We start from the raw sequence: 25,658 nt of genomic DNA on the forward strand, positions 1-25,658 counted from the left end.
GGGAGAGATCGAGCATGGCTGGAACGTTTGTCATCGCACAGGGCGGCGGCCCGACCGCCGTCATCAACCAGACGGTTGTCGGGGCCACGCTGGAAGTCCGCAAGCGCCATCCCGGCGCCAAGGTGCTGGGCTCGCTCCACGGCGTGCGCGGCATTCGTGACGGCAACTATGTCGACCTCTCCGCCATCCCCGAGGACCGGCTGCGGCTGATCGCCGGCACGCCGAGTGCCGCGCTCGGCTCGACACGCGACAAGCCCGACGCTGCCTATTGCGAAGTCATCCTCAACGGGTTGAAGAAGGCCGGCGCCGACGCTTTCATCTACATCGGTGGCAACGACACGTCGGGCACGCAGCAGATTCTGACCGACGCCGCCGGCGGCAGCATCGCTTTCGTCCATGCGCCAAAAACCATCGACAACGACCTCGAGGAAAACGACCACACGCCGGGCTTCATCTCGGCGGCCGAATTCGTCGCCGGCGCCTTCCTGTCCGTCGATCTCGATTTCCGCGCATTGCCCGGCATCTATGTCGGCATCGTCATGGGCCGGCATGCCGGCTTCCTCACCGCGGCGGCTGCAGCCTGGCAGCTCGATCCCGACAGCGGCCCGCATCTGGTCTACGTGCCGGAACGGCCATTCTCCGCCGCCGGTTTCATCGACGACGTGCGCGCCACGCTCGACCGCCACAAGCGCTGCATCGTCGCCGTCTCCGAAGGTGTCAGCACCGCCGACGGCAAGGCGCTGGTCGAAAGCCTGGTGCCGCCGGACAAGCTCGAGCGCGACGCGCATGGCAACGTCAAACTGTCGGGCAGCGACCTGCCGTCAGCTCTGGAACGTGCGCTCGCCGAAGGCCTGCCGGGCAAGCGCGCCCGCGTCGATGCGCTTGGCTACATGCCGCGCGGCTATGTCGGCTCGATCAGTGCCGTCGACGCGCAGGAGGCTTTCGACGCCGGCGCCTTCGCGGTTGCCGTTGCCAGCGAAGGCGGTGGCTCGGTGGCGCTGCAATATGACGGCACGAAAACCTTGCTGAAGAAGGTGCCGCTGAAGAACGTCGCCGGCAAGACGCGCCATATGCCCGACGATTTCATGAAGCCCGATGTCAACCAGCTGTCGGAAGCGGGCATGGCTTACCTGAAGCGGCTGGTGCCGGAAAAATACAAGGTGGGAAATCCCTTCGTCTGATGGGCGGCCGTTTTGGCGGCACCCGTTTTGGTGGCGAGCGCGTTGTCGGCGACTGGTTCGGCAAGACGATCATCGACGACCGCACGACGATGCTGACCGAGCCGTTCGTGCATGATTTCGTGCGCGCCAACATCTGGCATTTCAGGGGACGCGACGCCGACCTGCTGGTCGACACCGGCATGGGCATCTGCCCGCTGGCGCCTGAGATCGACACGCCCGAGGGCAAGCCGCTCATCGTTGTCGCCACCCACATCCATCTCGACCATGTCGGCTCGCTGCACGAGTTTCCGCTGCGCGCCGGGCCGCGGCACAGTGCCGAGCATTTCGAGACCATGAACGATCAGGTGACCTACGCCTACATGTTTTGTAATCTCGACGGCGCCGTTTCGAAATTGCCGGCGCCGGGCTGGACGGCGGCCGACTACAAGATTCCGCCGGCGCCGCTGACGCGCACGCTGGACGAGGGCGACATCGTCGACCTCGGCGACCGGCAGTTCCGCGTCCTGCATCTGCCCGGACATTCGCCGGATTCGATCGCTTTGTTCGACGAGGCAGACGGCCTGTTCTTTGCCGGCGACGCCATCTACGATTCCACGCTGATCGACGACCTGCCGGATTCCTCCCGGCCTGATTATCGCCGTACCATGCAGCGGCTCCTTGACCTGCCTGTTCGCCTCGGCCATGGCGGCCATGGGCCGAGCTTCGACGGCAACCGGATGCGCGAGATCGCCACAGCCTATCTCAGGCGCACCGGAGGCCTCTGACGACATTGGGATTGGAACCAGCGTGGCGCCGTGGTCGAGCGCGTCAATCCGGACAAGGCAGCTGCCAATGCCGGCCTGCAGCCGGGCGACGTCATCGTCGCCGTCGACCGGTCGCCCGTGCGGGATGCGCGGCAAGCCAACCAGGCGATCGCCGAGGCCGGCAGATCGGGCCGGAAGTCGGTGCTGCTTTTGGTCGACCGGGGCGACGCGCAAATCTTCGTCGCCGTACCCTTCGCCGCCGGTTGAGTCATGATGCGGCGGGCTCGCTGAACGATCGGCAGGCCTGCCGCACGGCCCCGCCAAAATTCCTGTTGCCCGCCGCGACATCTTCGAGAACATTACGGCAGGCCGGCAATGGCCTGCTAAAAACGGACAGTCCGATGGTCACTCGCGGTTTTTCCTCCGGTCGAAAGCCTCCGACGGAGACCGATGCGCGCATTCCGCCCGGTCAGTATCTCGAACAGGGCTTTCCGGTGCTGTCGGCGGGGCCGACGCCGCGCGTGCGCACCGAGGACTGGTCGTTCACGCTCAAGCACGGGCCACGCCCGATCAAGAAGTGGAACTGGGCCGAGTTCAACGCGCTGCCCTTGACCAAGATGACGCGCGACATCCATTGCGTTACCGCCTGGACCAAGTTCGATACCGCCTGGCAAGGCGTGCTGGTCGACGACATCCTTGCCGATGCCGGTATCGAAGCGCCGACCGGCTTCCTGCTGGCGCATGGCTATGACGGCTACACCACCAACGTGCCGGCCAAGGATCTCACCGCGGGGAAGGCGATGGTGGCGCTCCTTTATGAAGGCAAGCCGATCACTGCCGACCATGGCGGCCCGGCGCGGCTCCTGGTGCCGCATCTCTATTTCTGGAAATCGGCCAAATGGCTGAACGGGCTGCAGTTCACCGAGCGCGACGAGCCGGGCTTCTGGGAATTGCGCGGCTATCACATCTATGGCGACCCGTGGCGCGAGCAGCGCTATAGCGGCGATCCATGAGCGAAGCGCCGCAATCTCCCTGGCAGACGGCGAAAATCACCCGGATCGAAAAGCGGACGCCACGCGTCACCAGTTTCTTCTTCGCGCTGTCACGGCCATTCGCCTATCGCGCCGGACAGCATGTCGACGTCAGGCTGACGGCGCCTGACGGCTACCAGGCGCGCCGCTCCTATTCCATCGCCTCGGCGCCGGAGAGCGGCGCCACGATCGAGCTGGCGATCGAGAAGCTCGACGACGGTGAAGTCTCGCCCTTCTTCCACGACATCGCCGCGGTCGGTGACGAGATCGAACTGCGCGGGCCGCTCGGCGGCCATTTCGTCTGGTCCGATGGGGATGGCGGGCCGCTGCTTCTGGTCGGCGGCGGCTCCGGCGTGGTGCCGCTGATGGCGATGGTGCGGCATCGAACCTTGCGCAAATCGGCGGTGCCGGTGGCGCTGATGTTTTCGGTGCGGGTCTGGGACGAGGTGATCTTCCGCGACGAGCTGATCGGTCTCGGTGACCGCCGCGACGGGTTCGAGCTGGTGCTTACGCTGACGCGCGAGGCGGCACGGCGCCCGTCCGACTATTCGAGGCGCATCGACACGGCAATGGTCATGCAGGCGCTCACGCGGCTGCCGCGGCCGCCGGCGCTCGCCTTCGTCTGCGGGTCGAACGCCTTCGTCTCGGCGGCTGCCCAGGCGCTGATCGACGCCGGCATACCAGCGGAAATCATCCGCACCGAGCGCTATGGCGTCTGAGAGGGCCACAGTGGTTCACCGTTTCATGGAAACAGCCACCCGCTCTCAGGTGGGTGAAAACCTTGCCGACAGCAATTGGAACGGCAGCGCGCCATAGGCGGCGACTTCGGCCTCATTGTCCCAGTTGCGGAACTGGCGCGATGGCCGTGCCTCGATCACCAGAGGCCGGCCGGTGTCGTCCACCGTTACCTTGCCGCGAAAGCGCAGCACACGTCCGCCGCCGGCGCGGCTGATCACCATGGAACGCAGGCGGGCGACATGGCCGCCGCCGGCATTGATTTCCATCTCGATGCGGCGCCGGATTGGTGGAACGACGATCCTGACGGTGACGTCCAGCACCATCTCTCCAGTCCTGTCCGGACGCGGCAGGGGCTGGGAAAGCGCGAACGGTTCCGGCGTCGCTCTTGCCTTGCGCAATGTCGGCCTGCCGCGCCAGACGGCGGGCGTCGGCTGCTGCAGGCGGCCCTTCTTGCGTTTGAGGCGCAACTGCTTGGCAAAGCCTCGCGACAGCCAAACGAGGCCGCCGAAATCGGTGCGCGGCTTGGCCTGCAGCACCGAGGACCAGCGCGACAGGCCGGCGCGGTCGGCCAACTCAATCGTCTTTGCAAGTTCGGCCTCCGGCACCGCGATGCCGATCTCCAGGCAGAGATAGGAGAGCGCCACCGCCGCGGCGACGGCGAGGCCCCGCTTGGCGACGACGTCGGCGAACACGCCCCAGTCGACTGCGCCACTCTCGATGGCGACCGCACAGTCGACCAGCCAGTCGCTGTGGGTGTGGGCATCGAGGCCGCCATGTGCGATGGCGAGCGCCATGCGGTCGGCCGGAGAGGGAACAAGCACGCGGACGCCATTGAAATCGGCTGACAGCGCCCGCTGCCAGATCGCCAGATCATCTTCCGCGCTTTGCTGCGACCCGTCATAAGCGAGCTGGTGCAGGTCGATGTCGCCGAAACTGCCCTTGAAAAAATTCATCGAACGCAAGGACGCCAGCCTGGTGCGCAGATATTGCGGACTGACGCCGGTGGCGATCTGCCAGTCGCGTTCGCTAAGCACATCGAAGGCGGCAATCATGGCCTGCGGGCGCACCAGCATGTCGATGTCATGCGCCACCCGGCCGCGCTGCGCCGACGCGTTGACGGCGATGCGGCTGGCGCCTTTGATAAGCATCACCGCGCAGCCGGCGTCGATCATGGCCTGTAGCGCCGGCTCGGCCTCGCGCGCAGCCAGCCGCGATTTGGTCCACAGCATCTTTTGCAGGCCGACAAGACGTGGATAGGCCGGATGCCCAGCGAGCTTGCGGCCGAACTTGTCGGAGATCGCGGCCAGCAGCCGATGCTCTCGGAAGGCAGCATGGTCGATGTCGTTCTCATCGAGCCAGCGCGCCGCATAGCCCCCGGCCGCCTCTTCATCGGGGAGCAATGCGGCCTTCAGCAACTGGTCTAGGCCGCCAGTGGGCCATGACCAACCATAGTCCGGAAACCGACGGCCGATACGGCGCATGGCATTGGCCATCAGTCGGCGCTCGCCTTTTTCGCTGCTCGCCTTTGCATGGCCAGCCTTACGACTTCGACATAACCGCGGTCGCGCACGGGGTCGCGTCCATAGGACATGCTGTCGGGCCGGATGCGGCGCAAGGTCAGGACATCGTCGAGCATGGCAAGCGCAAAGCCCGCCTCACGGGCACGGGCGATCCAGTCGACCATGTCGCCGCGACCGCCTTGCGGGTCGATGATCGGACCGACGGCCTCGGCCACCTCCCGGCGGATCATCATCGTCGTGCGCGACCAGCCCGCCACCGCCACGTCCTGTTGCACATCGGGCTTGTCATCGCGAAACGTCCGCCAGTGGGCAAAGACGCCTGCCGTCGCGGGAAACCGCTCGAAATGCTCCAGCTGCCTTTCGATCTTGGTCGGCAGCCACAGATCGTCCGCATCGAGCGTGGCGACGAAGGGCGTCGCCAGCGCGGCGATGCCCCTGGTGGTGGCGCTGCCTGGTCCGGCATTGTCCTGGCGCAACACCCGCACCGGCATGCCCAGCGCATTGACCACCGCGACCGTATCGTCGGTCGAGCCGTCATCGACTACGATTATGGCGTCGGGCTGGACCGTCTGGGCCGCGACCGATCGCAGCGTCTCGGCGATGGTGGCGGTCGCGTTGAAGGCCGGAATGACGACGCCGTAGCTGGCCATCACAGGAAACGCCAATTCGCAAGTTCCTTGAAATCGAAGATGCCGTCGACAGGGTGCAAGGAGCGGTCGGCCTCGCGCCGTTTCATCGACTTGTAGACGGCGCGCATGAATTCGCGAAAAGGAACATCGGCCTGCCTGGTCATGTTGCCGGGATGGCGCCGGTAATAGAGCGCAACAGTGTCGGGCATCGTGAATTTCGGCCCGCTTTCGAAAGTGCGCAGCAGATAGTCGGTGTCCTCGGCCTGGTGGAAATCCTCGTCGAAGCTGCCGATGCGTTCGACCAACCGCCGGACGAAGATAGCGGGAGACAGGTGAATGCCGCGAACCGTCACCGAGTGGCTGTCGGCTGTCGGCTCCAGCGTATCGTCATCTATGTCGTCGACCAGCGTCATGCGCGAATAGGTGAGCTCGAGGGTGGGGTCTGCGTCGAAACAGGCCAGATCCGCCTTGAAGCGGCCCGGCGGGGAAATGTCGTCGGAATCGAGAAACGATACCAGCCCGGTCTGCGGCAGCAATTGCCGCAAGCCCGCGTTGCGTGCCCGCGTCACCCCGGCATTCTGCTGCTGGAAAAGGCGAATGCACGGCGCCTCCGCGATCAGCGAGCGCACGACCGCCACCGAACTGTCGGTCGAACCGTCATCGATAACGATGATGTCGAGATCGGCGGCATCGCGCTGCCTCAGCAGCGAGCGCAGCGCCGAGCCGACATGGCGTTCGCGGTTGTAGACCGGCATGATCACGCTCAGCTTCACGCACGCATTCCAGGCTGTGATCTGTTCATTCTTTCACCACTCTGCCGGGCGCTTGATCTCGAAAAGCCCCTCGACCGGGCGCCGCGACGGATCGGCCTTGCGCCGCCGCAAGGATTTCTGAATTACACGTAGATATTCGCGCACCGCCACATCCCTTTGCTTGGTCAAATTGCCGGGGTGGCGCCGGTAGTATACCGCGACGGTGTCGGGAAAAATGTGCTTTGGGCTGGTTTCGAAAATGCGCAGCAGATAGTCGGCGTCTTCGCCCTGCCGGAACTCCTCGTCGAAAGCACCTGTACGGTCGATGAGTGCCCTGCGGAATATCCCGGCGCTAAGGCTGACGCCGCGCACGGTGGGACCTGCGCCGCCCCGTGCCGGCTGCAGGGCTTCGTCGTCCATGAGATCGACGCGCGTCATCAGCGAGTAGGTCAGCTCGAGCGCAGGGTCGGCCGCGAACAGGGGTAGGCCAGCCTTGAATCGTCCAGCCGGCGAGACGTCGTCCGAATCCAGGAACGACACCAGTTCGGTTTGCGGCAGCAACTGCCTCAGCCCTGTGTTGCGCGCGTTGGCCACGCCCTGGTTTGCCTGCTGGAACAGGCGGATGCACGACGCTTCCCGCATGATGGCGCGGACTGCTTCAACGGAGCTGTCCGTCGAGCCATCGTCGACAACGATGATATCGAGATCGGCATCGTCGCGTTGCCTGAGCAGGGACCGCAACGTCGAAACGACATAGATCTCCCGATTGCAGACCGGCACGATGACGCTCAACTTCATGCGGAGCCCCGAAGGACGAAATCCGCAATCGTGCCGGCGATCTCGCGCGGCTCGGTCCCCAGCGACAGCCGGTAGCATGGCAGATCGCGGGTAAGCTCGCTGAAAAAGCGAAAGCCCGCTTCCCGCTCGCCCGGCATCTGCACGATTCCTGACGGCGCCAGGGCGATCATGGCATCCTTGCGCGATATGGGCATGACCGAGCTTCTCGCACCTCCCCTGATATGGGGCACTATCAAAGCAATAATGTCCAGACTTGGAGGAGTTGGTCGAGGCGCGATCTCGTTGATGTGAAAGGCATGCTTGCCTTGCCAGTTCAGCGGTTGGTACGACTTTAGCCGCTCCTCCAGCTTCAGCCGCTTGAAGCCCTCCGGATCCTGCTTGAGCGTGGCAAACAGCGGATAGGCCGTCACCCCCCGGGTCCGGTCGATCAGCACATAGTCGTCGCCGACGCTATCGAGCCCATTGAGCAGGCCGGCGACGACTGTTCCCGATTTTCCGGCTCCCCCGGAGCCCGCCAGCAACACGCCCTTGCCATCGATGCCCAGCGTGCCGGCATGGGTAAGCCGCATGCCGCGCGCCGCATATTCCCAATGCAGGAAGGCGCGCAGCGGCGCCGCCTGTTCCCATGGCGGAAAGGCCTCGGCCGCCATCATCAGCTGCGCCCCGACATGGCGTTGCGGGTCATGGAACTGCCAGAAATCGAGGTCATGATAGTAGCTGCCGCGCAATCCGGCCTCTTCCAGCCGGTTGGCAAAGGCATGATGGTTGTAATCGCCTCGGCCCCAGGTGGCCGGGGCGAGGACGCCATCGATGCCCGGGTGGGCGACGAAAATGCGGCAGCCGTCAGATGCAGACGGATTTTCCGGGGCCGGTATGAAGGCATGGCTCATGGCTTCCGCCAGCGTGCCATGGTCGAGGTGGACACTCAGCTCCAGTCCCGGCAACCGCACGCTGGCGGTAACGGGATAGAATGCGGCGGCGCTTTCCGCGGCCGCCAGCACATGGCGGGCATAATCCGGCAGGGTTTGCAGCGTGATCAAAGGCATGTGTTGGTTGTTCAGCGTCCAGAATTGCGCCGGGTCGCCTGATGCATGTCGCTCGGGGTGGCCCCGGTTTTGAGACGACGACATGCATAAAATAAAAGATCTAAACCGCGTCGCCTGAGTCCTTCAAACGCGACGCGCTTTAGGGAAACGATTATGCCTGTTTCACCGCCGGCCAGCCGAGAGGTTCCTCGACCTCATGGATCGGGTCGACAATGATGAGATCGGCAAGGTCGTCATGGACATCGACCTTGAGCGGCTCATTGCTGGCAGCAAGCGCAGACGACAGCTCGCCCGAAAGCGGTTGTGCCGGTGTTTCGGCTGGCGCAAGCAACCCGAAATCGAGCAGTCGGGCAACGAAGCTTTCGAGGTCGGCCAGGCTTATTTTTGCGGCGCCCGCGGCAGCTCCGACCAGCGCTTCAGTGGCGACGCCGGACGACAAAGCCTGCCAGACCCGGCTGCCGGAATCGGAAAAGCCGAAATACTTGCCGTTCGAAAGATCGAGAACGACGGCTTCGCCATCGAATGATTCGAAAACGATGTCCTTGCTTGCGACCGCGTAGACCCGCTGTTGCATCGCTCTGTCCCCCGTCCCATGCGCCCTGAAGGGATGCGCCGGCTTCACGGTCTGCCAAGCCCTTCCTAAGTGCGTCTAAATCACTTGGCCGTTGGTTGGCAAGACAAAGACCCGCGAATACAACGCCTGCGTCGGCGACCGTTGCGGCGAAGTCGACCGGCTCAAGCCTCGATTTCGAGCGCCGACAATGGTTTCGAGCAGCAGGCAAGGATAAAACCGTCATCGATCTCGTGGTCGAGGATGCCGCCATTGTGGCTCATCTCGACTTCGCCGGAGACCTTCTTCACCTTGCAGGTGCCGCACAGGCCGAACTCGCAGGCGGCGGGAATCCGCACGCCCGAGCTGCGCGCGGTCTGCAGCACGGTCTGGCCGGCGACGCAGCCGGCGTCGACCTCCGAAAGCGAGAAGCGGATCGGCGTCACGGCTTCGACAGGTGCAGCGATGCCGTCCTCGACCGGGGAGGCAAACGGCGCCGGAATTTCCTCCACCACAGGCGCGGCAAAGCTCTCCTGATGGTATTTCGTCATGTCGAAGCCGGCGGCATCCAGCATGCCGCGCACGGCGCGCATGAACGGATCGGGGCCGCAGCAGAAGATTTCGCGCTCGCGGAAGTCCGGAGCCAGCAAGGGCAGCCGGATCGCATCGATGCGGCCCATATGGCCGTACCAGCCTTCGCGGCTGGAACGTTCCTCGATCATGAAGCCGAGCGACAGGCCGGGCATATGGCCGCCGAGCAGTTCGAGTTCCTTGCGGAAGATGATCTCTTCGGCACGCCGCGCGCAGTTGACGAAACCGACATCGGTCCATGGCGCGCAGTCGTTCAGCCAGCGCAGCATCGACATCATCGGCGTCACGCCGGAGCCGGCGGAAATGAACAGGTATTTGGCCGCCGGGTGGCTGTGCAACGAGAAGTCGCCGGCCGGTCCGTAGGCCTTGACATGCGAACCGGGCACCAGATGGTCGAACATCCAGCGCGTGCCGATGCTGCCGGCCTGCGCCTTGACCGTCACCGCGATCGAAAACGGCCGCGATGGCGACGACGACAGCGTATAGGTGCGCATCAGCGGCCCGTCCGGTGTCGGCAGTTCCAGCGTCAGGAACTGGCCCGGCTTGTAGCGGAACCAGGTCTGGTTGTCGGAGCGGAAGGTGAAGGTCTTGACGTCGGGCGCCTCGTCGCTGACGCCGATCACTTCCAGCACCTGCAGCCTATCGTTCCACGGCGCCATCTGGTCGAGATGGCGATAGAGCCCAAGATCCGTCATCGCATTCATCCTCTGGTCCCTCTTCGCCTGCTCCAGTTCACGCGACGCTGCGCAGCGCCGGCCGGCCGCCTTCGGCAAGGCGCGGGCCGATGAAGGCCGCGTACCATTCGACGAACTGGATCACGCCGCCCTCATGCAGCTCCGAATAGGGGCCGGGCTCATAGGCCGGCGACAGGATGCCGAAGGCGTTTTCCTCGACGATGCGGCGGTCCTGGTCGTTGGTCTCGGTCCAGACATGGGTGAGCTCCTCAAGGTTGTAGTCGACGCCCTCGACCGCATCCTTGTGCACCAGCCACTTGGTCGTCACCGCGGTTTGCGTGGCGCTGATCGGCAGCACCCGGAAGGTGACCGCATGGTCGATCAGGATGTGGTTCCAGGTCGTCGGATAGTGGTAGTGCATCAAGGTGCCGATGCGGTCGGCGGCAACAGTGTCGGACAGGTTCTTCGTCACCGCGCGCTTTCCCGACATCGTGTAGCTGACGGCATCGCGCAGCAGCGGCGCGCGGGTGGCGCGGTATTGCCCGGCCGGATCGATGCGGAACTTGCTCGGCAGGCCCGCCGCCTCGCATTTCGCCCAGTGCGCCAGCATCTCCGGATCGCTGTCGGCGCCCTGCACGCCGGTCACCGTCGGCGCTTCGGGGAATGTCTTGCACAGCTCTGGATGATTGCCGGCGCAGTGATAGCATTCGCGGTTGTTTTCCCAGACCAGCTTCCAGTTGCCCTTCTCGATGATGGTGCTCTCGAAGGCGACCTTGGCTTCATTCAGCCCGTGCGGCTTGAGGTAGGGCTCTATCATGGCGCGCATCGGCGCAAAGTCGGCAGGTTCTTTTGCCAGGCAGATGAAGATATAGCCGCCGACGCTCTCGCAGGCGACGGGCTTCAGGCCGAACTGGCTCTTGTCGAAACCGTCGGCCATCTGGCGGGCAAACAGCAGCCGGCCGTCAAGCTCGTAGGTCCACTGGTGATAGGGGCAGACAAGCTTTGCCGCCATGCCCTTCTCAGTGTTGCAGACACGGCTGCCGCGATGGCGGCAGGAATTGTGAAAGGCGTTGATGTTGCCCTTCTGGTCGCGGACCAGCACCACCGGATAATCGCCGATCTGCACGGTGATATAGCTGCCGGGCTTCGGCAGTTCGCAATCATGGCCGATGAACAGCCAGTCGCGATACCAGATAAGCTCCATGTCGAGCTTGAAATAGTCCGGGTCGGTGTAGAAGGGCTGTTCCAGCGAAAAGCCTTGCTTGCGGCCGTTCAGGAGCCTCAGCATGTCGTTGCGCGTATCCATAGTTCTGTCCTCGTGGGTTAAGGACTGAACTTGGTGGTGATGGAGGAAGGATCGGACGCAGGCCAGCGCGGCGCCGGACATGCACTATCCACCTCTTGACCGCCCACCGCGATCAGTCGAGTCTATGCATCTCGGGCTGGTTTCCGGGCTCTGGAGTTGTCCTTGCGGACCATCGCGACACCTTCCCAGGCTCTTGCCCAGTGGTCTCCCGTTGCGACTTCAACTCCACCACCGTTGCGGGGGCAGCGCCGGATTCTGACCGGCTTCCCAATTCTCCGCTGCGTCGTCACGAAGCGGCACCTGAGATGCGATCATCTAATCACGGCAGCGATCGCGACGTCGGCATGAAAGCGACATCATATCCATGCGGCGCGACACGCGCGGCATACGCCCCCCGCCGCCGGTCAAAGAGCTGAGACGTTTCTTGCGACGCCATCATCGCCGTTTCGAATCGCTGCGGATCCAGTTCCGATCGGGGGCAAAAAGGGCTCAACGGTATCGAAAAGTTACTATTAGCAATCTCTAATCGAACCGAACGGTTCGTTTCTGTTGACAATGCGTGCAGGACGGTGTGAACGACGGCCCGGAAACCGACACCGGAGCGAACCACTCGGTTCGACATAAGCAACTGAAAACAATGCGATAAATGACCATAGAGGAACTTCCTGGCACAATTTCAAGGTGCAGGACCGTGGTCCACACGGAACAACTTCGTGATTGGAAACCAGCCTATGGCTTTCCCACATCGGGGCTGTCCGAACGACGCGAATTCCTCCCAAGACACGCCGCTAGACGGACAGACAAACTGGAGTACTAAAAATGAAAAAGATCATCCTCACTGCCGCAGCCGTTTTGGCGATCACCGGCAGCGCCTTCGCCGGTAGCGACAATTACGGTTCCAATGGTGCGAACCAGCCAGCCGTCTCGGTCGACAGCTCGTATACGGCTTCCATTCAGAAGCCGGCGCACGCTGACAAGCAGCCTGTCGTTCAGGGCGCCGACCGCGACCTCTACGGCAATCGCTGATCCCGACCAAAGAAGGGCGGCTAACCCGTCGCTCTCGGGATCCCAAAAAATTCAGGAGTATTTGAAATGAAAAAGATCATCCTTGCTGCCGCCGCCGTTTTGGCCATCTCCGGCAGCGCTTTCGCCGGCAGCGACAACTACGGTTCGAACGGCGCCAACCAGCCTGCGATTACGTCGACCGATAGTGGCCATACGGCTTCGGTTGAGAAGTCGGCTCCAGCCGAGCAGGCGCCTGCCCACGGTGCCGACCGTAACCTTTTCGGCCGCTAAAAGCCGGTTTCCAGCACGTGGCGGGCTTATCCGCTGCAGCTGGCGGCATCAGAAAAATTCAGGAGACTAAAATGAAGAAGATTGTTCTTGCCACCGCAGCCGTTCTGGCTGTTTCGAGCGCTGCCTTTGCCGGCAGCGACAATTATGGCTCCAATGGCGCCAACCAGCCGGCCGCTGCCGTCGACACCACCCGCACTTCGTCGACCGGCACCAACTCGGCGGTCTACAAGCTGCTGAACTCGTCGAACGACCAACAGAAGTTCGTTCCTCAGAGCAGCGACAGGGATCGGTTCGGCAACAACTAACAGCCGAAGCTTAAAAAAGAGCGGCGGGCCTGGCCCGCCGCTCTTTTTTCATGCCTGTACGACGCAGCTATCTCAAGCCGCCTTCACTTCCACCGGCTTGAGCGAGAAGGAGTGCCCATCGGCGTCGAAGATGTGCAGGTCCCCGGCATCCGCGGTCAGTCGCAGCTTTGCCCCGCGCTTGACCTCGACATTGCCGGGCAGCTTGGTCACCAACGGCAGGTCAGCGCGGCCGATATCGACATAGACAAGCTGCACCTCGCCGAGTTGCTCGACATAGTCCACCACGCCCTCGAAAAGATATTCCGCGCCGGTGGCGGCCGACAGATCCTCCGGCCGCACGCCGAAGCTGACTGCCGCACCCTTTGCTGACGCCGGCGTTGCGATCGGCACCGTTGCCTTGCGGCCGCCGACATGGCTGACGATTGTCGGGTTGCCCGTCCTGTCGATTGTCGCCGGCAGGATGTTCATGGCCGGCGAGCCGATGAACTGGGCAACGAACAGATTGCCGGGCTTCTTGTAGAGGTCCATCGGCGTGCCGACCTGCTCGATATGGCCATCCTTCAGCACGACGATGCGGTCAGCCAGCGTCATCGCCTCGACCTGATCGTGGGTGACGTAGATCATCGTCGTGGCAGGCATCGATTCCTTCAGCTTGGCGATCTCGATGCGGGTGGCGACGCGCAGCGCCGCGTCGAGGTTCGACAGCGGCTCGTCGAACAGGAACACTTTCGGGTTGCGCACGATGGCCCGGCCGATGGCGACGCGCTGGCGCTGGCCGCCCGACATGGCCTTGGGCAGACGGTCGAGATATTTGGTCAGCTGCAGGATCTCCGCTGCCTGCCGCACCCGCTTGTCGATCTCGGCCTTGCTTTCCTTGCCGATCTTCATCGAGAAGGCCATGTTGTCGTAGACGGTCATGTGCGGATAGAGCGCATAGGACTGGAACACCATGGCAATGCCGCGCTTGGAAGGCGGCACGTCGTTCACCACCTCGCCGGCGATCTTCAGCTCGCCGGAGGTGATCTCCTCAAGCCCGGCGATGGACCGCAGCAAGGTCGACTTGCCGCAACCCGACGGGCCGACGAAGACGATGAACTCGCCCGACTTTATGTCGAGGTCGATGCCGTGGAGAATGTGCAGATTGCCGTATGATTTCTTCACCTGTCTCAGCGTGACATCGGCCATAATTTCCTCCCAGTGATTTCCCTAGAGAACCTGGATTTCCTCAAAAAATCCAGTTTCGTCAAAAACTCAGTCGATGCGCCCGAACCAGGCGCCGTAGCCGCCGAGGCGGATGGAACCTGTGCCGGATTGTCCCGAAAAACCGTGCCCGGCCAATGGCAGCAGCGCCTGACCACCGAGATCGACCTCGGCCGGCTTGCTGGCCAGATTGAAGACGCAGACGATCTGCTCATTGCCCTCACGGCGGGTGAAGGCGACGGTGTCGCCCTCGCTTTCGATGAACTCGATGTCGCCCTTGGCCAGGGCCGGATGCTGGCGGCGGAAACCGAGAAAGCGCCGGTAGTGCTCGAGCAGCGAGGCCGCGTCGCCCTGCTGAATATTGACCGCTTGCGACAAATGCTTGCCCGGCACCGGCAGCCAGGGCTTGGCCGTCGAAAAGCCGGCATTGCTTGCGGTTGCATCCCACACCATCGGCGTGCGGCAGCCGTCGCGGCCCTTGAATTCTGGCCAGAAGCGAATGCCGTAGGGGTCCTGCAGATCCTCGAACTGCAACTCGGCTTCGCCCAGCCCAAGCTCCTCTCCCTGATAGAGGCAGACCGAACCGCGCAGCGACATCAGCAGCGCCGAGATAACCTTCAGATAGGCAGCCGGGTCGGCCTCGTCGGCGGCCCAGCGCGAGGCCGGACGCATCACGTCGTGGTTGGAAAATGCCCAGCACGACCAGCCGTCGCTGGCGACCTTGCCGAAGGCTTCCAGCACCTGGCGCACCTTGGCGGCGCTGATCTTTTCCGGCGCCAGGAAATCGAAGGAATAGCACATGTGGACGCGTTTGCCGCCGGCGGTGTAGGCGGCGACCACTTCCAGCCCGCGTTGCGAATCGCCGACTTCGCCGACTGCGGCGGTTGCCGGATATTCGTCGAGCAGCGCCCGGAACCGTTCGAGGAAGGCAAGGTTTTCCGGCCGGCTCTTGTCGTAGATATGGTCCTGGTAGTTGTAGGGATTGACCGCGGGTGCTGTCTGGTCGTTGCGCTCTTCGGGCGGCAGCGGCGGATTGTTCTCCAGCCCCTGGCTGTGGAAATAGAAATTGATGGTGTCGAGGCGGAAGCCGTCGACGCCGCGCTCCAGCCAGAAGCGGGTGACGTCGAGCAGCGCGTCCTGGACTTCCAGATTGTGGAAGTTGAGGTCCGGCTGCTCGGACAGGAAATTATGCAGATAATATTGCTGGCGGCTGGTGTCCCACTGCCAGGCCGAGCCGCCGAAGATCGACAGCCAGTTGTTGGGCGGCGTGCCGTCCGGCCTGGCGTCGGCCCAGACATACCAGTCGGCCTTCGGATTGCCGCGGCTGGCGCGGCTCTCCTTGAACCATGGATGGTTGTCGGCGGTGTGCGACAGCACCTCGTCGATCATCACCTTGAGGCCGAGGTGATGGGCTTCCGCAACCAGCGCGTCGAAATCGGCGAGCGTCCCGAACATCGGGTCGACGTCGCAATAGTCCGACACATCGTAGCCGAAATCCTTCATCGGCGACTTGAAGAAGGGCGAAATCCAGATGGCGTCGACGCCGAGCGAGGCGATGTAGGGCAGCCTGCGGATGATGCCCTTGAGGTCGCCGATGCCGTCGCCATTGGAGTCCTGATAGGAGCGCGGATATATCTGGTAGATCACCGCGCCCCGCCACCAGTCGCGACCGACGGCGAGATCGGGCTTCGAGGTCGCCTTCAAAGCGGCTTGCATAAGTCTCAACCTCCTTTGACCGAGCCGGCCAGCAGCCCGCGGACGAAATAGCGCTGCAGCGAGAAGAACACGATCAGCGGCACGATAATGGTGACGAAGGCCGATGTCGTCAGGATTTCCCAGTCGCCGCCGCGCGAGCCGAGCAGTGCGTTGAGCTTCGCGGTCAGCACGATCTGATCCCCTTCGGTACCGAGGAAAACCATTGCCACCAATAAGTCGTTCCACACCCACAGGAACTGGAAGATCGCAAAGGACGCCAGCACCGGGAAGGACAGCGGCAGCACGATCTTGACGAAGATTTCGAAATCGCTGGCGCCGTCGATGCGCGCCGATTCCATGATCTCGCGCGGCAGGCCGGCAATATAGCTGCGCAGGAGATAGATGGCGAAGGGCAGGCCGAAGCCGGTATGCGCCAGCCAGATGCCGAGATAGGTTTTCGACGGCACACCGAAGAAGATGCCGACGCCGTTGTAGATTTTCAAAAGCGGGATCAAGGACATCTGCAGCGGCACGACCAGCAGGCCGATGATGGTGGCGATCAGCAAGGCGCGGCCGGGAAAACGCATCCAGGCCAATGCATAAGCGGCGAAGGCGGCGATCAGGATCGGGATGACCGTCGCCGGGATGGTAACGGTCAGCGAGTTTATGAACGAGCGGCCGATGCCCTCCGAAAACAGCACGGTCTTGTAATTGTCGGTGGTGAATTTCGGTGGCGCCGACGAGGCGTAATAGACGCGCTGGCCACGGTCGCCTTCGAAAGCCTTGGGCGAACTCATGACGAACGTGCCGTCGGCATTGAGCTGCAAGGTCACGCCGTCGCCGAGATCGGCAGTGGTGCCGGCCGGATATTGCGTCGGTGCCGCCGACTTGACGCCGAAGGCGCTGATGTTGCGCGCAGCACCGTCGCCGAAGATGTTGCCGGCAAGCACGAACTTGCCGTCCTTCTCGACCTGCGCCGAGGCCGGCGGCAGGCGGCCAGCTTCAGTCTGGCTGGAGCTGGAGAACGAGTTCCACCAGCCCGAGGCGATGATCTGGTCCTTGTCGCGCAGCGACGAGACCAGGATGCCGAGCGTCGGCACGGTCCAGATGGCGACGAAGAGGAGCACGGCGATGTGGACGCCGAAGCGGCTGGCAAAGGACTTCCCGGTCGCGACGGCCATCTCAATGTCCTCCCGTCTCTTTGTTCGCCTGGCGGATGTTCCAGACCATGATCGGGATGACCGCGATCATGATGATGATGGCGATGGTGGCGCCGCGGCCGAAATCGCCGCCGCCGCGGAACATCCAGTCGAACATCAGATTGGCCAGCACCTGGCTGTTCCACTGGCCATTGGTCATGGTCAGCACGATGTCGAACACTTTCAGCACCAGGATGGTGATCGTCGTCCAGACCACGGCGATGGTGCCCCAGATCTGCGGCACCATGATCTTCCAGAAGATCTGGAACGGATTGGCGCCGTCGATGACCGCGGCTTCAAGCGTCTCTTCGGGGATGCCGCGCAACGCCGAAGACAGGATGACCATGGCAAAGCCGGTCTGGATCCAGATCAGGATGATCATCAGGAAGAAATTGTTCCAGAACGGCAGCGATATCCAGACCTGCGGCTGGCCGCCGAAATACTGGATGATGGCGTTGAGCAGGCCGATCTGCGTCTGGCCCTCGCCGCGATATTCGTAGATGAATTTCCAGATCACGCTGGCGCCGACGAAGGAGATCGCCAGCGGCAGGAAGATCAGGCTCTTGGCGATTGTGCCCCACCAGATCTTGTCCGTGAGCACGGCGATTATCAACCCTAGAAAGGTGCAGGCGGCGGGCACCACCGCCAGCCAGATGATGTTATTCAGGATCGAGTTGCGGAACTCGCGGTCGCCGAACGCCCATTCATAGTTGGCGAAGCCGACAAAATGCTGGCCGCCGCGGTCGAGGAAGGACAGCCAGAGCGTCGCCACCACCGGATAGATCAGGTAGACGGTGAGGATGATCATCGCCGGGCCGACGAACAGCCACGGACGGACCAGTCCTTGCCGGCGCAGATTGTCGATGGCCGCAGCCCCGGCCACGCCGCGCGACGGGAATATCAGGTCGACCAGCTTGTTGGCGCCCCAGAAATAGGCGACGCAGCCGCCGACGCCGATGATGATGACAAAAATGGCCGATAAGATCTGAGCAGCCATGGGTCCCTCTTCCCTGCGCATGATCGGCCGGGCCTTGAACAGCCCTGGCGATGTGGCTCTGCGCCGATTTAAGTTATTCTGAAACGAACGAACGCAAATCGGTCCGGCGTAAGGCGCCGGTCGGATCCGGGCCATAGCGGCCCGGACCCAGTCTGTGGAGGAAGTCCTGAATTTGCCGCCAAAGCGGCTGATTACTTGGCAGTGGTTACTTGCCAGCTGACTGCTTGCCAGCTGACTACTTGATAGCGTCCCAGCTCTTCTGGATGTCGGTGGCGACATCCTGCGCCGACTTGCCGCCGACCAGATCGATCATGCCGGTCCAGAAGGCGCCGGCGCCGATCTTGCCCGGCATCAGGTCCGAACCGTCGAAGCGGAAGGTCGAGGCATTGGCGAGGATATCGCCCTGCTTCTTCAGCGCGTCGCTGGCATAGGCATCCTTGTTGACCGACTTGAGCGGCGTGACGAAGCCGCCCTGGGCCATCCAGATTTCATGTGCCAGCGGCATTTTCAGGAATTCGATGAACGCGCGTGCACCCTTCGAATCCTTGGTGATCATGGCCAGCGTGCCGGCGCCGAGCACAGGCGTGCCCAGCTCGGGCTTGGATGCATAGGGCGGGAAGTAAAAGAAGTCGGCGTCCTGTCCAACCTTTGTGCCTTCCGGGAAGAAGGTCGGGATGAACGATGCCTGATGGTGCAGGTAGCATTTCGGCGGCACCGAGAAGAGGCCCTTCGGGCTGTCGCGGAAGTCGGTCGCGGCAACCGCCTTGGCCCCACCGTCGACCATCTTGTCGTCGGTCGCGATCTTGCCGAAAATGTCGATGGCGTTGACCACCGCCGGATCGTTGAACGGGATCTCGTTCTTTACCCACTTGTCATACACGTCGGGCGCCTGGGTGCGCAGCATGATGTCTTCGACCCAGTCGGTCGCCGGCCAGCCGGTAGCGCCGCCTGAGCCGAGGCCGATGCACCACGGCGTGCCGCCGTCGGCGATGATCTTCTTCTCGAGGTCGGCGAGCTCTTCCTGGGTCTTGGGAACCTTGTAGCCGGCTTCCTCGAAATTGTCGGGCGAATACCAGACCAGCGATTTCACGTCGGCCTTGTAGGGGAAGGCGAAGAAGCCCGGCTTGCCGTCCTTGTCCTTGAAGGTGCCGAGATCGACCCATGACTGGCCGGCGCCGTAATTGTCCTTGATCCATTTGGCGGTGTCGTCGCCCAGCGGCGTCAAAAGGCCCTTGGACGCCAGATCCTGGATCAGGCCCGGCTGCGGCAGTACGGCGATATTGGGCGGGCTGCCGGCCTGGGTATCGATGACGATCTGCTGTTCGTAATTTTCCGACGAGGAGTATTTGATCTCGGCGCCGGTGGCTTCCTGAAAATATTCGAGAACAGTGCGGATGAGGCCTTCGTCCTCGCCGCGCCAGGGCCCGAAGATGGTCAGTGTCTCGCCCTTGAGATCGACCTTCTTCAGTTCTTCGTAATTGGCCCAGTTGAAGCGCTTGTCTTCCCCGGGCTTGAACTTCAGTTCGGCTTGCGCCGGCAGGGACAAGGCGAGCGTGGCAAACGCTGCGCCAAGCAGAAGCATCTTCTTCATCGGTATTCCTCCCAGTGTGGACACATACACCCGGACGGAACCTCCATTCCGCCCGCCGACGCTGCAGGACTGTGACTCGTTCAGAAAGGAACCGCAACCTTTCGAAGAGTCTTCCAAAGCGCTTTGGTCTTTTTGATCTCGCCATTGAATCGGCTGCAAGTCAAGAGGGCGGTGAGCTAATCGATTTAATTTCGAGCTGGAAGACTTGGTAAAGTGCACTGCAGCATAGTTTTACGGCGGTGCAGCAGCGTATTAAGCTTCAAACTGGCCGGACCAGTGCGTATGGTCGACCAGCTTGGCCGCGCCCGTTGTGGCGCCGCCTGGCTTCAAAATCAAAAGCGCTTTGAGGCTTGGAGGCCTCCCAGTGAACCTGAAGCAGCTCTCTCATATGCTGGCCCTGTCGCAGACAACGGTAAGCCGTGCGCTAAACGGCTATCCCGAGGTCAACGAGGAAACCCGCCGGCGTGTGGTGGATGCCGCCAAGCGCCACGGCTACCGGCCCAACCCGAGCGCGCGCCGGCTGGCGACCGGCAAGACGGGCATGATCGGGTATGTGCTGCCGACGGGCGCCTCCGTCGACATCGACCCGCATTTCGTCGAGTTCCTGTCGGGTCTCGGCGACTATGCCCGCTCGCACGAGCTCGACCTGGTGCTGTCGCCGGCCGATGCCGACGACCAGGAAACCACCTATCGCCGCATCGTTGCCAACCGCCAGGTCGACGCCGTCTACATCTCCTCGCCGCGCCCGGCCGACCGGCGGGTGGCGCTGGTCAACACGCTCGGCATTCCCTTCATCGTCCATGGCCGCAGCGAAGGCTTCGATTTCGACTACCCCTTCACCGACATCGACAATGAGGGCGGCTTCCACGACGCCGCCCGGCTGCTGGTTCAGCTCGGCCACCGGCGGCTGGCGCTGATCAATGGCGACGACCGCGAGACCTTCGCCATCCACCGCGAGCGCGGCATGCGCAGGGCGCTGGCCGCGAGCGGCCTGACGCTCGGCGAGCGCCATGTCTGTTCACTCACCATGACCGAGGAGAACGGCTACCGCGCCGCCAGGCGCCTGCTCGAACAGAGCGAGCGGCCGACGGCGATCGCCTGCTCCAGCCTGATCATGTCGCTCGGCGTCGTGCGCGCGGTGCGCGACCTTGGCCTGACCATTCCCGGCGACCTGTCGTTGATTGCCCATGACGACGTCTTTCCATGGCTGAAGCCGGAGAATTTTTCCGTGCCGCTGTCGACGACGCGCTCGTCGATCCGCCTCGCCGGCGCCCGCATCGCCGAACGCCTGGCAGCGCGCATTTCCGGCTTGGAAGAAGGGGCGCGGGGCGAGGTCTGGCCTGTCGACCTGGTGGTGAGAGGCTCGGTCGCCGGCGCGCCGGTTTAGGGATTAATCCAATTGCTCCGCTGGGCAAGTTCACCCATGTGGATGTTGCCCGCAGATAGATTGACTTCGTTGGGACAACGGTCTGCCTGGACCTGTCCTTGATTTGGCTTCGAGTGGGTGGCAACCAGTAAGCCAGAGCCATCAACCAGTCCTCAGGGTGCGCCACTTGCCCATATTCCCGTTCTCCGAAACGGATCCAATCCGGCATCCTGGCCCACCGCCGAAAACGTCGGAGGTGGTCATTGTCGGTGGCGGCATCATCGGTGTGACGACGGCGCTTTTCCTGGCACAGCGGAACATCCCGGTGACGCTGCTGGAAAAAGGACGCATTGCGGCCGAACAGTCGTCCCGCAATTGGGGCTGGATCCGAAAGCAGGGACGCGACGCCGACGAGTTGCCCATCGTCATAGAGGCTATTCGCCTGTGGCGGCAACTGGCTGAGGAATGCGGCGAGGACATCGGCCTGACCCAGACAGGTGTGACCTACCTGGCGAAGACCGACAAGGACATGGCCGGCTTCGAAGCATTCATGAAGATCGCTGCGACGCATGCGCTCGACACCCGTCTCCTGGATGCAGACGAAACCGCGGCACTCATCAAAGGCATGTCGCGCAAATTCAAGGGCGCGATGACGACGCCCTCCGACATGCGGGCGGAGCCTTGGCTGGCGGTGCCCGCACTTGCCCGGCTCGCCGCGCGAAAAGGCGTCAAAATCGTCGAGAATTGTGCGGCGCGAACCCTCGAAATCTCAGGCGGCAAGATCAAGGGCGTGTGGACCGAGGCGGCGTATGTCGAGGCCTCCAGCGTGCTGGTCGCCGGCGGCGCCTGGTCATCTCTGTTCTTGCGCAGACACGGCATCTCCATCCCCCAGCTCAGCGTCAGAGTAACCGCAGCCGCAACGGAGCCCATGCCTGAGGTCTATGCAGGTGCGGCCGCCGACGAACACATCGCGTTCCGGCGCAGGCACGATGGCGGATATACGCTCGCCGCGGGCGGCAGCCATTTGCTTTACCTGGGGCCAGACGCATTCCGGCACGCCACCAATTACCTTCCCGCCCTCAGGGACAATCCGTTCGGGACACGCTACTTTCCGTTCGCCCCGTCAGGCTACCCTGACGCCTGGTCGACGCCGCGCGATTGGGCGCCGGATTCCGTCAGTCCTTTCGAAAAAATGCGGGTGCTGAACCCGCCCCCTGAACGAGCCGGTCTGCGTTCCATAGAACGCAATTTCGGACGTCTTTTTCCACAGCTCGAAACAGTTCGCCTGAAGGCAGGCTGGGGCGGCATGATCGACGCCATGCCGGACGTCGTCCCCATCGTGGATCATGTGCAGGCCGTCGGCGGTCTTTTCGTCGCGACGGGAATGAGCGGTCACGGCTTCGGCATCGGGCCTGGCATAGGCCGCGTCGTTGCCGACCTGATCCAGGGAAACCAGACCGGGCACGACCTCAGCCGCTTCCGGCTGTCGCGCTTCTATGATGGCAGCCCTGTCCGGCTGGGCCCGGCGCTCTGAATTGGTGGCGCGAATTTCGCCCGGTTTACTTGTTCGCCGCCGCCTTCGTATCCAGCAGCCCATAACCGAAATCATTGTCCCGTCCCTTCGGACCGAGATCCCTGGCGGTGGCGGCCAGCGCCTTTTCGATATCGTCAGCCGAGCGCTCGGGTGAGGCGTGGATCAGGTTGGCGATTGCGCCGGACACGATCGCGGCGGCAAATGAGGTGCCGGTGACGACGTCAGAGCCGGCGCCGCTCGGCGCCACCATCTCGACGCCGGGCGCCGAGATGAAGACATAAGCGCCGCGATTGGCCTGCTGCATCAGCCCGTCCTTGGCGTCGGTGGCGGTGACCGCGATCACGCCGTCATAGGCGGCGGGGTAGCCATAGGGCGCTTTCGGCCCGTTGTTGCCGGCAGCAGCGACCAGGATGATGCCGAGCCCGCGCGCATTGCGGCAGGCGGTGGCGAGCAGATCGTTCTTGGGGCCGACGAAACTCATATTGATGATGCTGACATTCTGGTCCGCCGCCCAGTCGAGAGCCGACAGGATGACATCCATGGTCGACCTGCCGTCCTCGAAGGCGCGGGCGTGATAGATCCTGGCGCCGGGCGCCATGCCTTCGAGCGCGCCGACGCCGGCGATCAGCCCGTCGACCGAGGTACCGTGGTCACGCTTTTCGACCGGCACGTTGGGCATGGCGTCGAACTGGTCGGCAATGACGCCGGACAGCGCCGGATTGGTGTCGTCTATGCCGGTGTCGATGACGGCGATGCGCACGTTTTCGCCACTGGCTTGCTTGTTGTCGAGCTGAATGCGCTCGAAGGCATAGTTGACGATGCCGGCCGCCTGCTGCAGCGAATAGATATGGTTTGGCTCGCGCCGCAGGGTGCGGCCATCGGCGGCCAGCTGCGCCAGCACGGCGCCGACCGGGCGGCCGTCGGGAATGCCGAAGCGCACCAGTGTGGTGCCGAGCAGCCGCGACTGGCGCTGCGAGCGCACTTCAAGGCCGAAGGAGGCGGCGATCTGCTGGACGGCGCCGGCATCGCCGTCGACGGTCACCAGCACCTCGTCGGGCACGAACTCGCCGGCGATGGCACGGCGCGGCGCGGTCGCGACAAGATCGGTCGGCGAAACGATCGCCCCGCCGGCGGGTGGTCCGGCCTGCGTGTCGGCAGGCGGCGCTGACGGCCGTGGCGTCGGCACGGGCGCTTCGGGAACCGGTGGGTTGGGAAACAGGTCGACGATCAGGGCCGGAAGGGTAACTGCGCCTGGTTCGCCGACGTTGGCCTCATTGCCGTCTTTCGGGCAGTCGGCAGCCGCCGCTCCGGCCGCGTCGGTGCAGTCGGCCCGGCCGGCATTGGGATCATTGGTCTGCGCCGACGCCGGCACGGCGACGATTGTCGTCGCCGCCACCAGGATCGCCGCAAATCGAATGACCGCCCTAGCTGCCATCAACCGGTTTCCTTCCCTCGATCACAGTCTCCGCGAACGGCTGGGCGGCAATAAGGCCGACGAGCCTGGTGTAGTCTGCTCCGGTCTTGACCGGGATGGCAATGCGGAAGACGCCCGAGGCGGCCGGCCCGCCGGCGATCTTCAGCGCGTTCTGGTCGAGGAAAACAGCGATGTCGGACATCTTCGCATCCGGCTTGAACTTGACCAGCGCGAACGGCAGTTTGGCCAGATCATCCTCGGCGCCGGCAATCTCGAAATCATGGCTCTTGCCGCCGGTCTGCACGTAGGACTGCACCACGACCAACGCCAGCAGCACCGCCGCTGCCGCCCAGGCGACACCGACCGGCACCGCCATGAAACGGCCGAGTGCCTGCGCCAGCCAGGAACGGCCCGCGGGAGCGCGGACCGGTCCGGCTTCGGCGTCGAGCGCCCTGGCAAAGCGGCTGAGCGCATCGGCCGGTGGCCGGATCGCCTCGTTGGCGGCGGTGGCGCCGGAGAATTCCGCCTCAGCCTCGCCAAGCGCCGCCGTCGCCGCCGGATCGGACGCCAGCCATTCCTCGACGGCTTCGAGGTCCGAGCCTTCCAGCGAGCCGTTCAGGTAGAACGGCAGCAGCGTTTCCATTTCGTCACGGCGCGACATTTTTTCAGCGGCGCTCATGTCTTCAGGATTGCTCATGGCCACCCCCTGTCGTAACCGGCGGCCTTGAGGGCTTCGCCGAGTTTCTTGCGGGCGTAGAACATTCGGGTCTTGACAGTGGCGACCGGGATGCCGAGCACCTCGCCGATCTCCGTCACCGACTGTCCATGGTAATAGGCAAGGTCGATCACCGAGCGGTGTTCCTCCGGCAAGGCATCGACGAAGCGCCGCAAGGCGGCGCCCTTGTCTTCCTTCATGGTGGCGACTTCCGGCGTGTCGGCGCCATCGGGAACCTGCGCCGCATCATCGTCATCGATCCAGTCTTCTTTTTTCTTGCGCAGCATCGACAGCGCCTTGAACCGGGCGATGCCGAGCAGCCATGTCGAGACTTCCGAGCGCCCTTCGAAACCGGGCGCCTGGCGCCACAGCTCGAGAAAGACCTCGTTTGCGATATCGTCGGCCATCATTTCCGATCCCGTCTGGCGCACCACGAAGCGGTAGACCCGCGCGTGGTGACGCATGAACAGCAGCCGAACAGCGGCACGGTCGCCCTTCGCGACCCGGTCGACAAGCGCGCGATCAGTCTCGGTCGCTGCCGTCATGGCCGGTCGAGCCGCCTGGCTCCTGTCTGCTCTGTCGCCGATAGGTTCAAAAAGGTTCATCCTTCCGCCAAGGAATTTTGGCGAAGCTAACCGAAGAGAGGGAGTGTTGCCAGAGCGTCTCCCTTCTCCCCGTCACTATACGGGGAGAAGTGCCCGGTGTCCGAACCGGATAGATAGGTAACAGAATGGACCGATAGCATGGGTGACAGTTTTCTTGTCCGCCGGAGGACCGGCGATGGTTT

General features: G+C 63.4%; 25 protein-coding genes, 1 pseudogene and 1 riboswitch. Of the genes and pseudogenes, 10 read left to right on the forward strand and 16 right to left on the reverse strand.

Features of this window, described 5'->3' with window-relative positions; all coding sequences use genetic code 11:
* The first annotated feature begins 14 nt into the window (after positions 1-14).
* From NKI32_RS11450 to NKI32_RS11470, 5 genes and pseudogenes are all read left to right on the forward strand, one after another.
* Complete coding sequence (locus tag NKI32_RS11450) at positions 15-1,181, forward strand: diphosphate--fructose-6-phosphate 1-phosphotransferase (protein WP_353002646.1); 1,167 nt, start codon at positions 15-17, stop codon at positions 1,179-1,181.
* Positions 1,181-1,945 carry an MBL fold metallo-hydrolase gene (locus tag NKI32_RS11455; RefSeq protein WP_031196287.1) on the forward strand — a complete coding sequence of 255 codons (765 nt, stop codon included), beginning with the start codon at positions 1,181-1,183 and terminating at the stop codon, positions 1,943-1,945. The genes NKI32_RS11450 and NKI32_RS11455 overlap by 1 nt, the downstream gene beginning before the upstream one ends.
* A gap of 15 nt (positions 1,946-1,960) precedes the next feature.
* A pseudogene (locus NKI32_RS11460) lies at positions 1,961-2,191 on the forward strand (PDZ domain-containing protein); the annotation flags it as partial.
* A 134-nt stretch (positions 2,192-2,325) separates the two neighbouring features.
* A complete protein-coding gene (locus tag NKI32_RS11465) occupies positions 2,326-2,937 on the forward strand; it encodes a sulfite oxidase-like oxidoreductase (protein WP_023684287.1) in 612 nt (203 codons plus the stop codon).
* Entirely contained in the window at positions 2,934-3,674 is a 741-nt protein-coding gene (locus NKI32_RS11470) for an FAD-binding oxidoreductase (protein ID WP_023745160.1), read from the forward strand. Before NKI32_RS11465 ends, NKI32_RS11470 begins: the two co-directional genes overlap by 4 nt.
* 45 nt (positions 3,675-3,719) lie before the next feature.
* Here NKI32_RS11470 and NKI32_RS11475 read toward each other — a convergent pair whose 3' ends face one another.
* From NKI32_RS11475 to NKI32_RS11510, 8 genes are all read right to left on the reverse strand, one after another.
* Positions 3,720-5,186: a nucleotidyltransferase family protein gene (locus NKI32_RS11475; RefSeq protein ID WP_023745159.1), complete on the reverse strand. Its 1,467-nt coding sequence runs from the start codon at positions 5,184-5,186 to the stop codon at positions 3,720-3,722.
* Positions 5,186-5,878, reverse strand: a complete 693-nt coding sequence (locus NKI32_RS11480) for a glycosyltransferase family 2 protein (protein ID WP_245261955.1) — start codon at positions 5,876-5,878, stop codon at positions 5,186-5,188. The genes NKI32_RS11475 and NKI32_RS11480 overlap by 1 nt, the downstream gene beginning before the upstream one ends.
* Positions 5,863-6,615, reverse strand: coding sequence for a glycosyltransferase family 2 protein (locus tag NKI32_RS11485; protein WP_023684291.1), 753 nt, complete (start codon positions 6,613-6,615; stop codon positions 5,863-5,865). Before NKI32_RS11485 ends, NKI32_RS11480 begins: the two co-directional genes overlap by 16 nt.
* A gap of 33 nt (positions 6,616-6,648) precedes the next feature.
* Positions 6,649-7,392 carry a glycosyltransferase family 2 protein gene (locus tag NKI32_RS11490; RefSeq protein WP_023745157.1) on the reverse strand — a complete coding sequence of 248 codons (744 nt, stop codon included), beginning with the start codon at positions 7,390-7,392 and terminating at the stop codon, positions 6,649-6,651.
* Positions 7,389-8,438, reverse strand: coding sequence for a serine kinase (locus tag NKI32_RS11495; protein WP_353002648.1), 1,050 nt, complete (start codon positions 8,436-8,438; stop codon positions 7,389-7,391). Before NKI32_RS11495 ends, NKI32_RS11490 begins: the two co-directional genes overlap by 4 nt.
* A 151-nt stretch (positions 8,439-8,589) precedes the next feature.
* Complete coding sequence (locus NKI32_RS11500) at positions 8,590-9,012, reverse strand: PqqD family protein (RefSeq protein ID WP_023696905.1); 423 nt, start codon at positions 9,010-9,012, stop codon at positions 8,590-8,592.
* A gap of 161 nt (positions 9,013-9,173) precedes the next feature.
* Positions 9,174-10,274 carry an FAD-binding oxidoreductase gene (locus tag NKI32_RS11505; protein WP_023696904.1) on the reverse strand — a complete coding sequence of 367 codons (1,101 nt, stop codon included), beginning with the start codon at positions 10,272-10,274 and terminating at the stop codon, positions 9,174-9,176.
* A gap of 37 nt (positions 10,275-10,311) precedes the next feature.
* Entirely contained in the window at positions 10,312-11,559 is a 1,248-nt protein-coding gene (locus NKI32_RS11510) for an aromatic ring-hydroxylating oxygenase subunit alpha (protein ID WP_023823862.1), read from the reverse strand.
* 117 nt (positions 11,560-11,676) lie between these two features.
* Positions 11,677-11,878, reverse strand: a riboswitch (cobalamin riboswitch).
* Between the two features lie 500 nt (positions 11,879-12,378).
* Here NKI32_RS11510 and NKI32_RS11515 point away from each other — a divergent pair.
* The 3 genes from NKI32_RS11515 (at position 12,379) to NKI32_RS11525 (ending at position 13,160) form a co-directional block, all read left to right on the forward strand.
* Positions 12,379-12,585, forward strand: coding sequence for a DUF680 domain-containing protein (locus tag NKI32_RS11515; protein WP_023668885.1), 207 nt, complete (start codon positions 12,379-12,381; stop codon positions 12,583-12,585).
* A 66-nt stretch (positions 12,586-12,651) separates the two neighbouring features.
* Complete coding sequence (locus NKI32_RS11520) at positions 12,652-12,855, forward strand: DUF680 domain-containing protein (RefSeq protein ID WP_023668886.1); 204 nt, start codon at positions 12,652-12,654, stop codon at positions 12,853-12,855.
* 71 nt (positions 12,856-12,926) lie between these two features.
* Complete coding sequence (locus NKI32_RS11525; protein WP_023715518.1) at positions 12,927-13,160, forward strand: DUF680 domain-containing protein; 234 nt, start codon at positions 12,927-12,929, stop codon at positions 13,158-13,160.
* 72 nt (positions 13,161-13,232) lie between these two features.
* Here NKI32_RS11525 and NKI32_RS11530 read toward each other — a convergent pair whose 3' ends face one another.
* The 5 genes from NKI32_RS11530 to NKI32_RS11550 all read right to left on the reverse strand — a co-directional run bounded on the left by NKI32_RS11530 (position 13,233) and on the right by NKI32_RS11550 (position 19,842).
* A complete protein-coding gene (locus NKI32_RS11530) occupies positions 13,233-14,345 on the reverse strand; it encodes an ABC transporter ATP-binding protein (protein ID WP_023668888.1) in 1,113 nt (370 codons plus the stop codon).
* A gap of 66 nt (positions 14,346-14,411) precedes the next feature.
* The gene (bglA, locus tag NKI32_RS11535) at positions 14,412-16,076 is read right to left on the reverse strand and encodes a beta-galactosidase BglA (RefSeq protein WP_353002649.1); all 1,665 of its coding nucleotides are present in this window, start codon (positions 16,074-16,076) and stop codon (positions 14,412-14,414) included.
* 5 nt (positions 16,077-16,081) lie between these two features.
* Positions 16,082-17,236: a carbohydrate ABC transporter permease gene (locus tag NKI32_RS11540; RefSeq protein ID WP_023823864.1), complete on the reverse strand. Its 1,155-nt coding sequence runs from the start codon at positions 17,234-17,236 to the stop codon at positions 16,082-16,084.
* Position 17,237: 1 nt separating this feature from the next.
* On the reverse strand, positions 17,238-18,251 hold the full coding sequence (locus NKI32_RS11545; protein WP_023668891.1) for a carbohydrate ABC transporter permease: 1,014 nt from the start codon (positions 18,249-18,251) through the stop codon (positions 17,238-17,240).
* Between the two features lie 235 nt (positions 18,252-18,486).
* Positions 18,487-19,842 carry an ABC transporter substrate-binding protein gene (locus NKI32_RS11550; RefSeq protein ID WP_023668892.1) on the reverse strand — a complete coding sequence of 452 codons (1,356 nt, stop codon included), beginning with the start codon at positions 19,840-19,842 and terminating at the stop codon, positions 18,487-18,489.
* A gap of 364 nt (positions 19,843-20,206) precedes the next feature.
* On the opposite strand from NKI32_RS11550, the gene NKI32_RS11555 reads away from it, so the two are divergent.
* Both NKI32_RS11555 and NKI32_RS11560 read left to right on the forward strand, forming a co-directional pair.
* Positions 20,207-21,229 carry a substrate-binding domain-containing protein gene (locus tag NKI32_RS11555; protein WP_023684299.1) on the forward strand — a complete coding sequence of 341 codons (1,023 nt, stop codon included), beginning with the start codon at positions 20,207-20,209 and terminating at the stop codon, positions 21,227-21,229.
* A gap of 166 nt (positions 21,230-21,395) precedes the next feature.
* The gene (locus tag NKI32_RS11560) at positions 21,396-22,742 is read left to right on the forward strand and encodes an NAD(P)/FAD-dependent oxidoreductase (RefSeq protein ID WP_352807313.1); all 1,347 of its coding nucleotides are present in this window, start codon (positions 21,396-21,398) and stop codon (positions 22,740-22,742) included.
* 25 nt (positions 22,743-22,767) lie between these two features.
* Here the strand turns inward: NKI32_RS11560 and NKI32_RS11565 are convergent, their stop codons facing one another.
* From NKI32_RS11565 to NKI32_RS11575, 3 genes are read right to left on the reverse strand one after another with little or no spacing between them, the layout of a single operon-like run.
* Positions 22,768-24,177, reverse strand: a complete 1,410-nt coding sequence (locus NKI32_RS11565) for a S8 family serine peptidase (RefSeq protein ID WP_353002650.1) — start codon at positions 24,175-24,177, stop codon at positions 22,768-22,770.
* Positions 24,167-24,835, reverse strand: a complete 669-nt coding sequence (locus NKI32_RS11570; protein ID WP_023690251.1) for a hypothetical protein — start codon at positions 24,833-24,835, stop codon at positions 24,167-24,169. Before NKI32_RS11570 ends, NKI32_RS11565 begins: the two co-directional genes overlap by 11 nt.
* Positions 24,836-24,849: 14 nt before the next feature.
* Positions 24,850-25,416, reverse strand: coding sequence for a sigma-70 family RNA polymerase sigma factor (locus NKI32_RS11575; protein ID WP_023683483.1), 567 nt, complete (start codon positions 25,414-25,416; stop codon positions 24,850-24,852).
* Positions 25,417-25,658 lie beyond the last annotated feature (242 nt).

The organism is Mesorhizobium sp. M0761, from assembly GCF_040320205.1.
GTDB lineage: Bacteria > Pseudomonadota > Alphaproteobacteria > Rhizobiales > Rhizobiaceae > Mesorhizobium.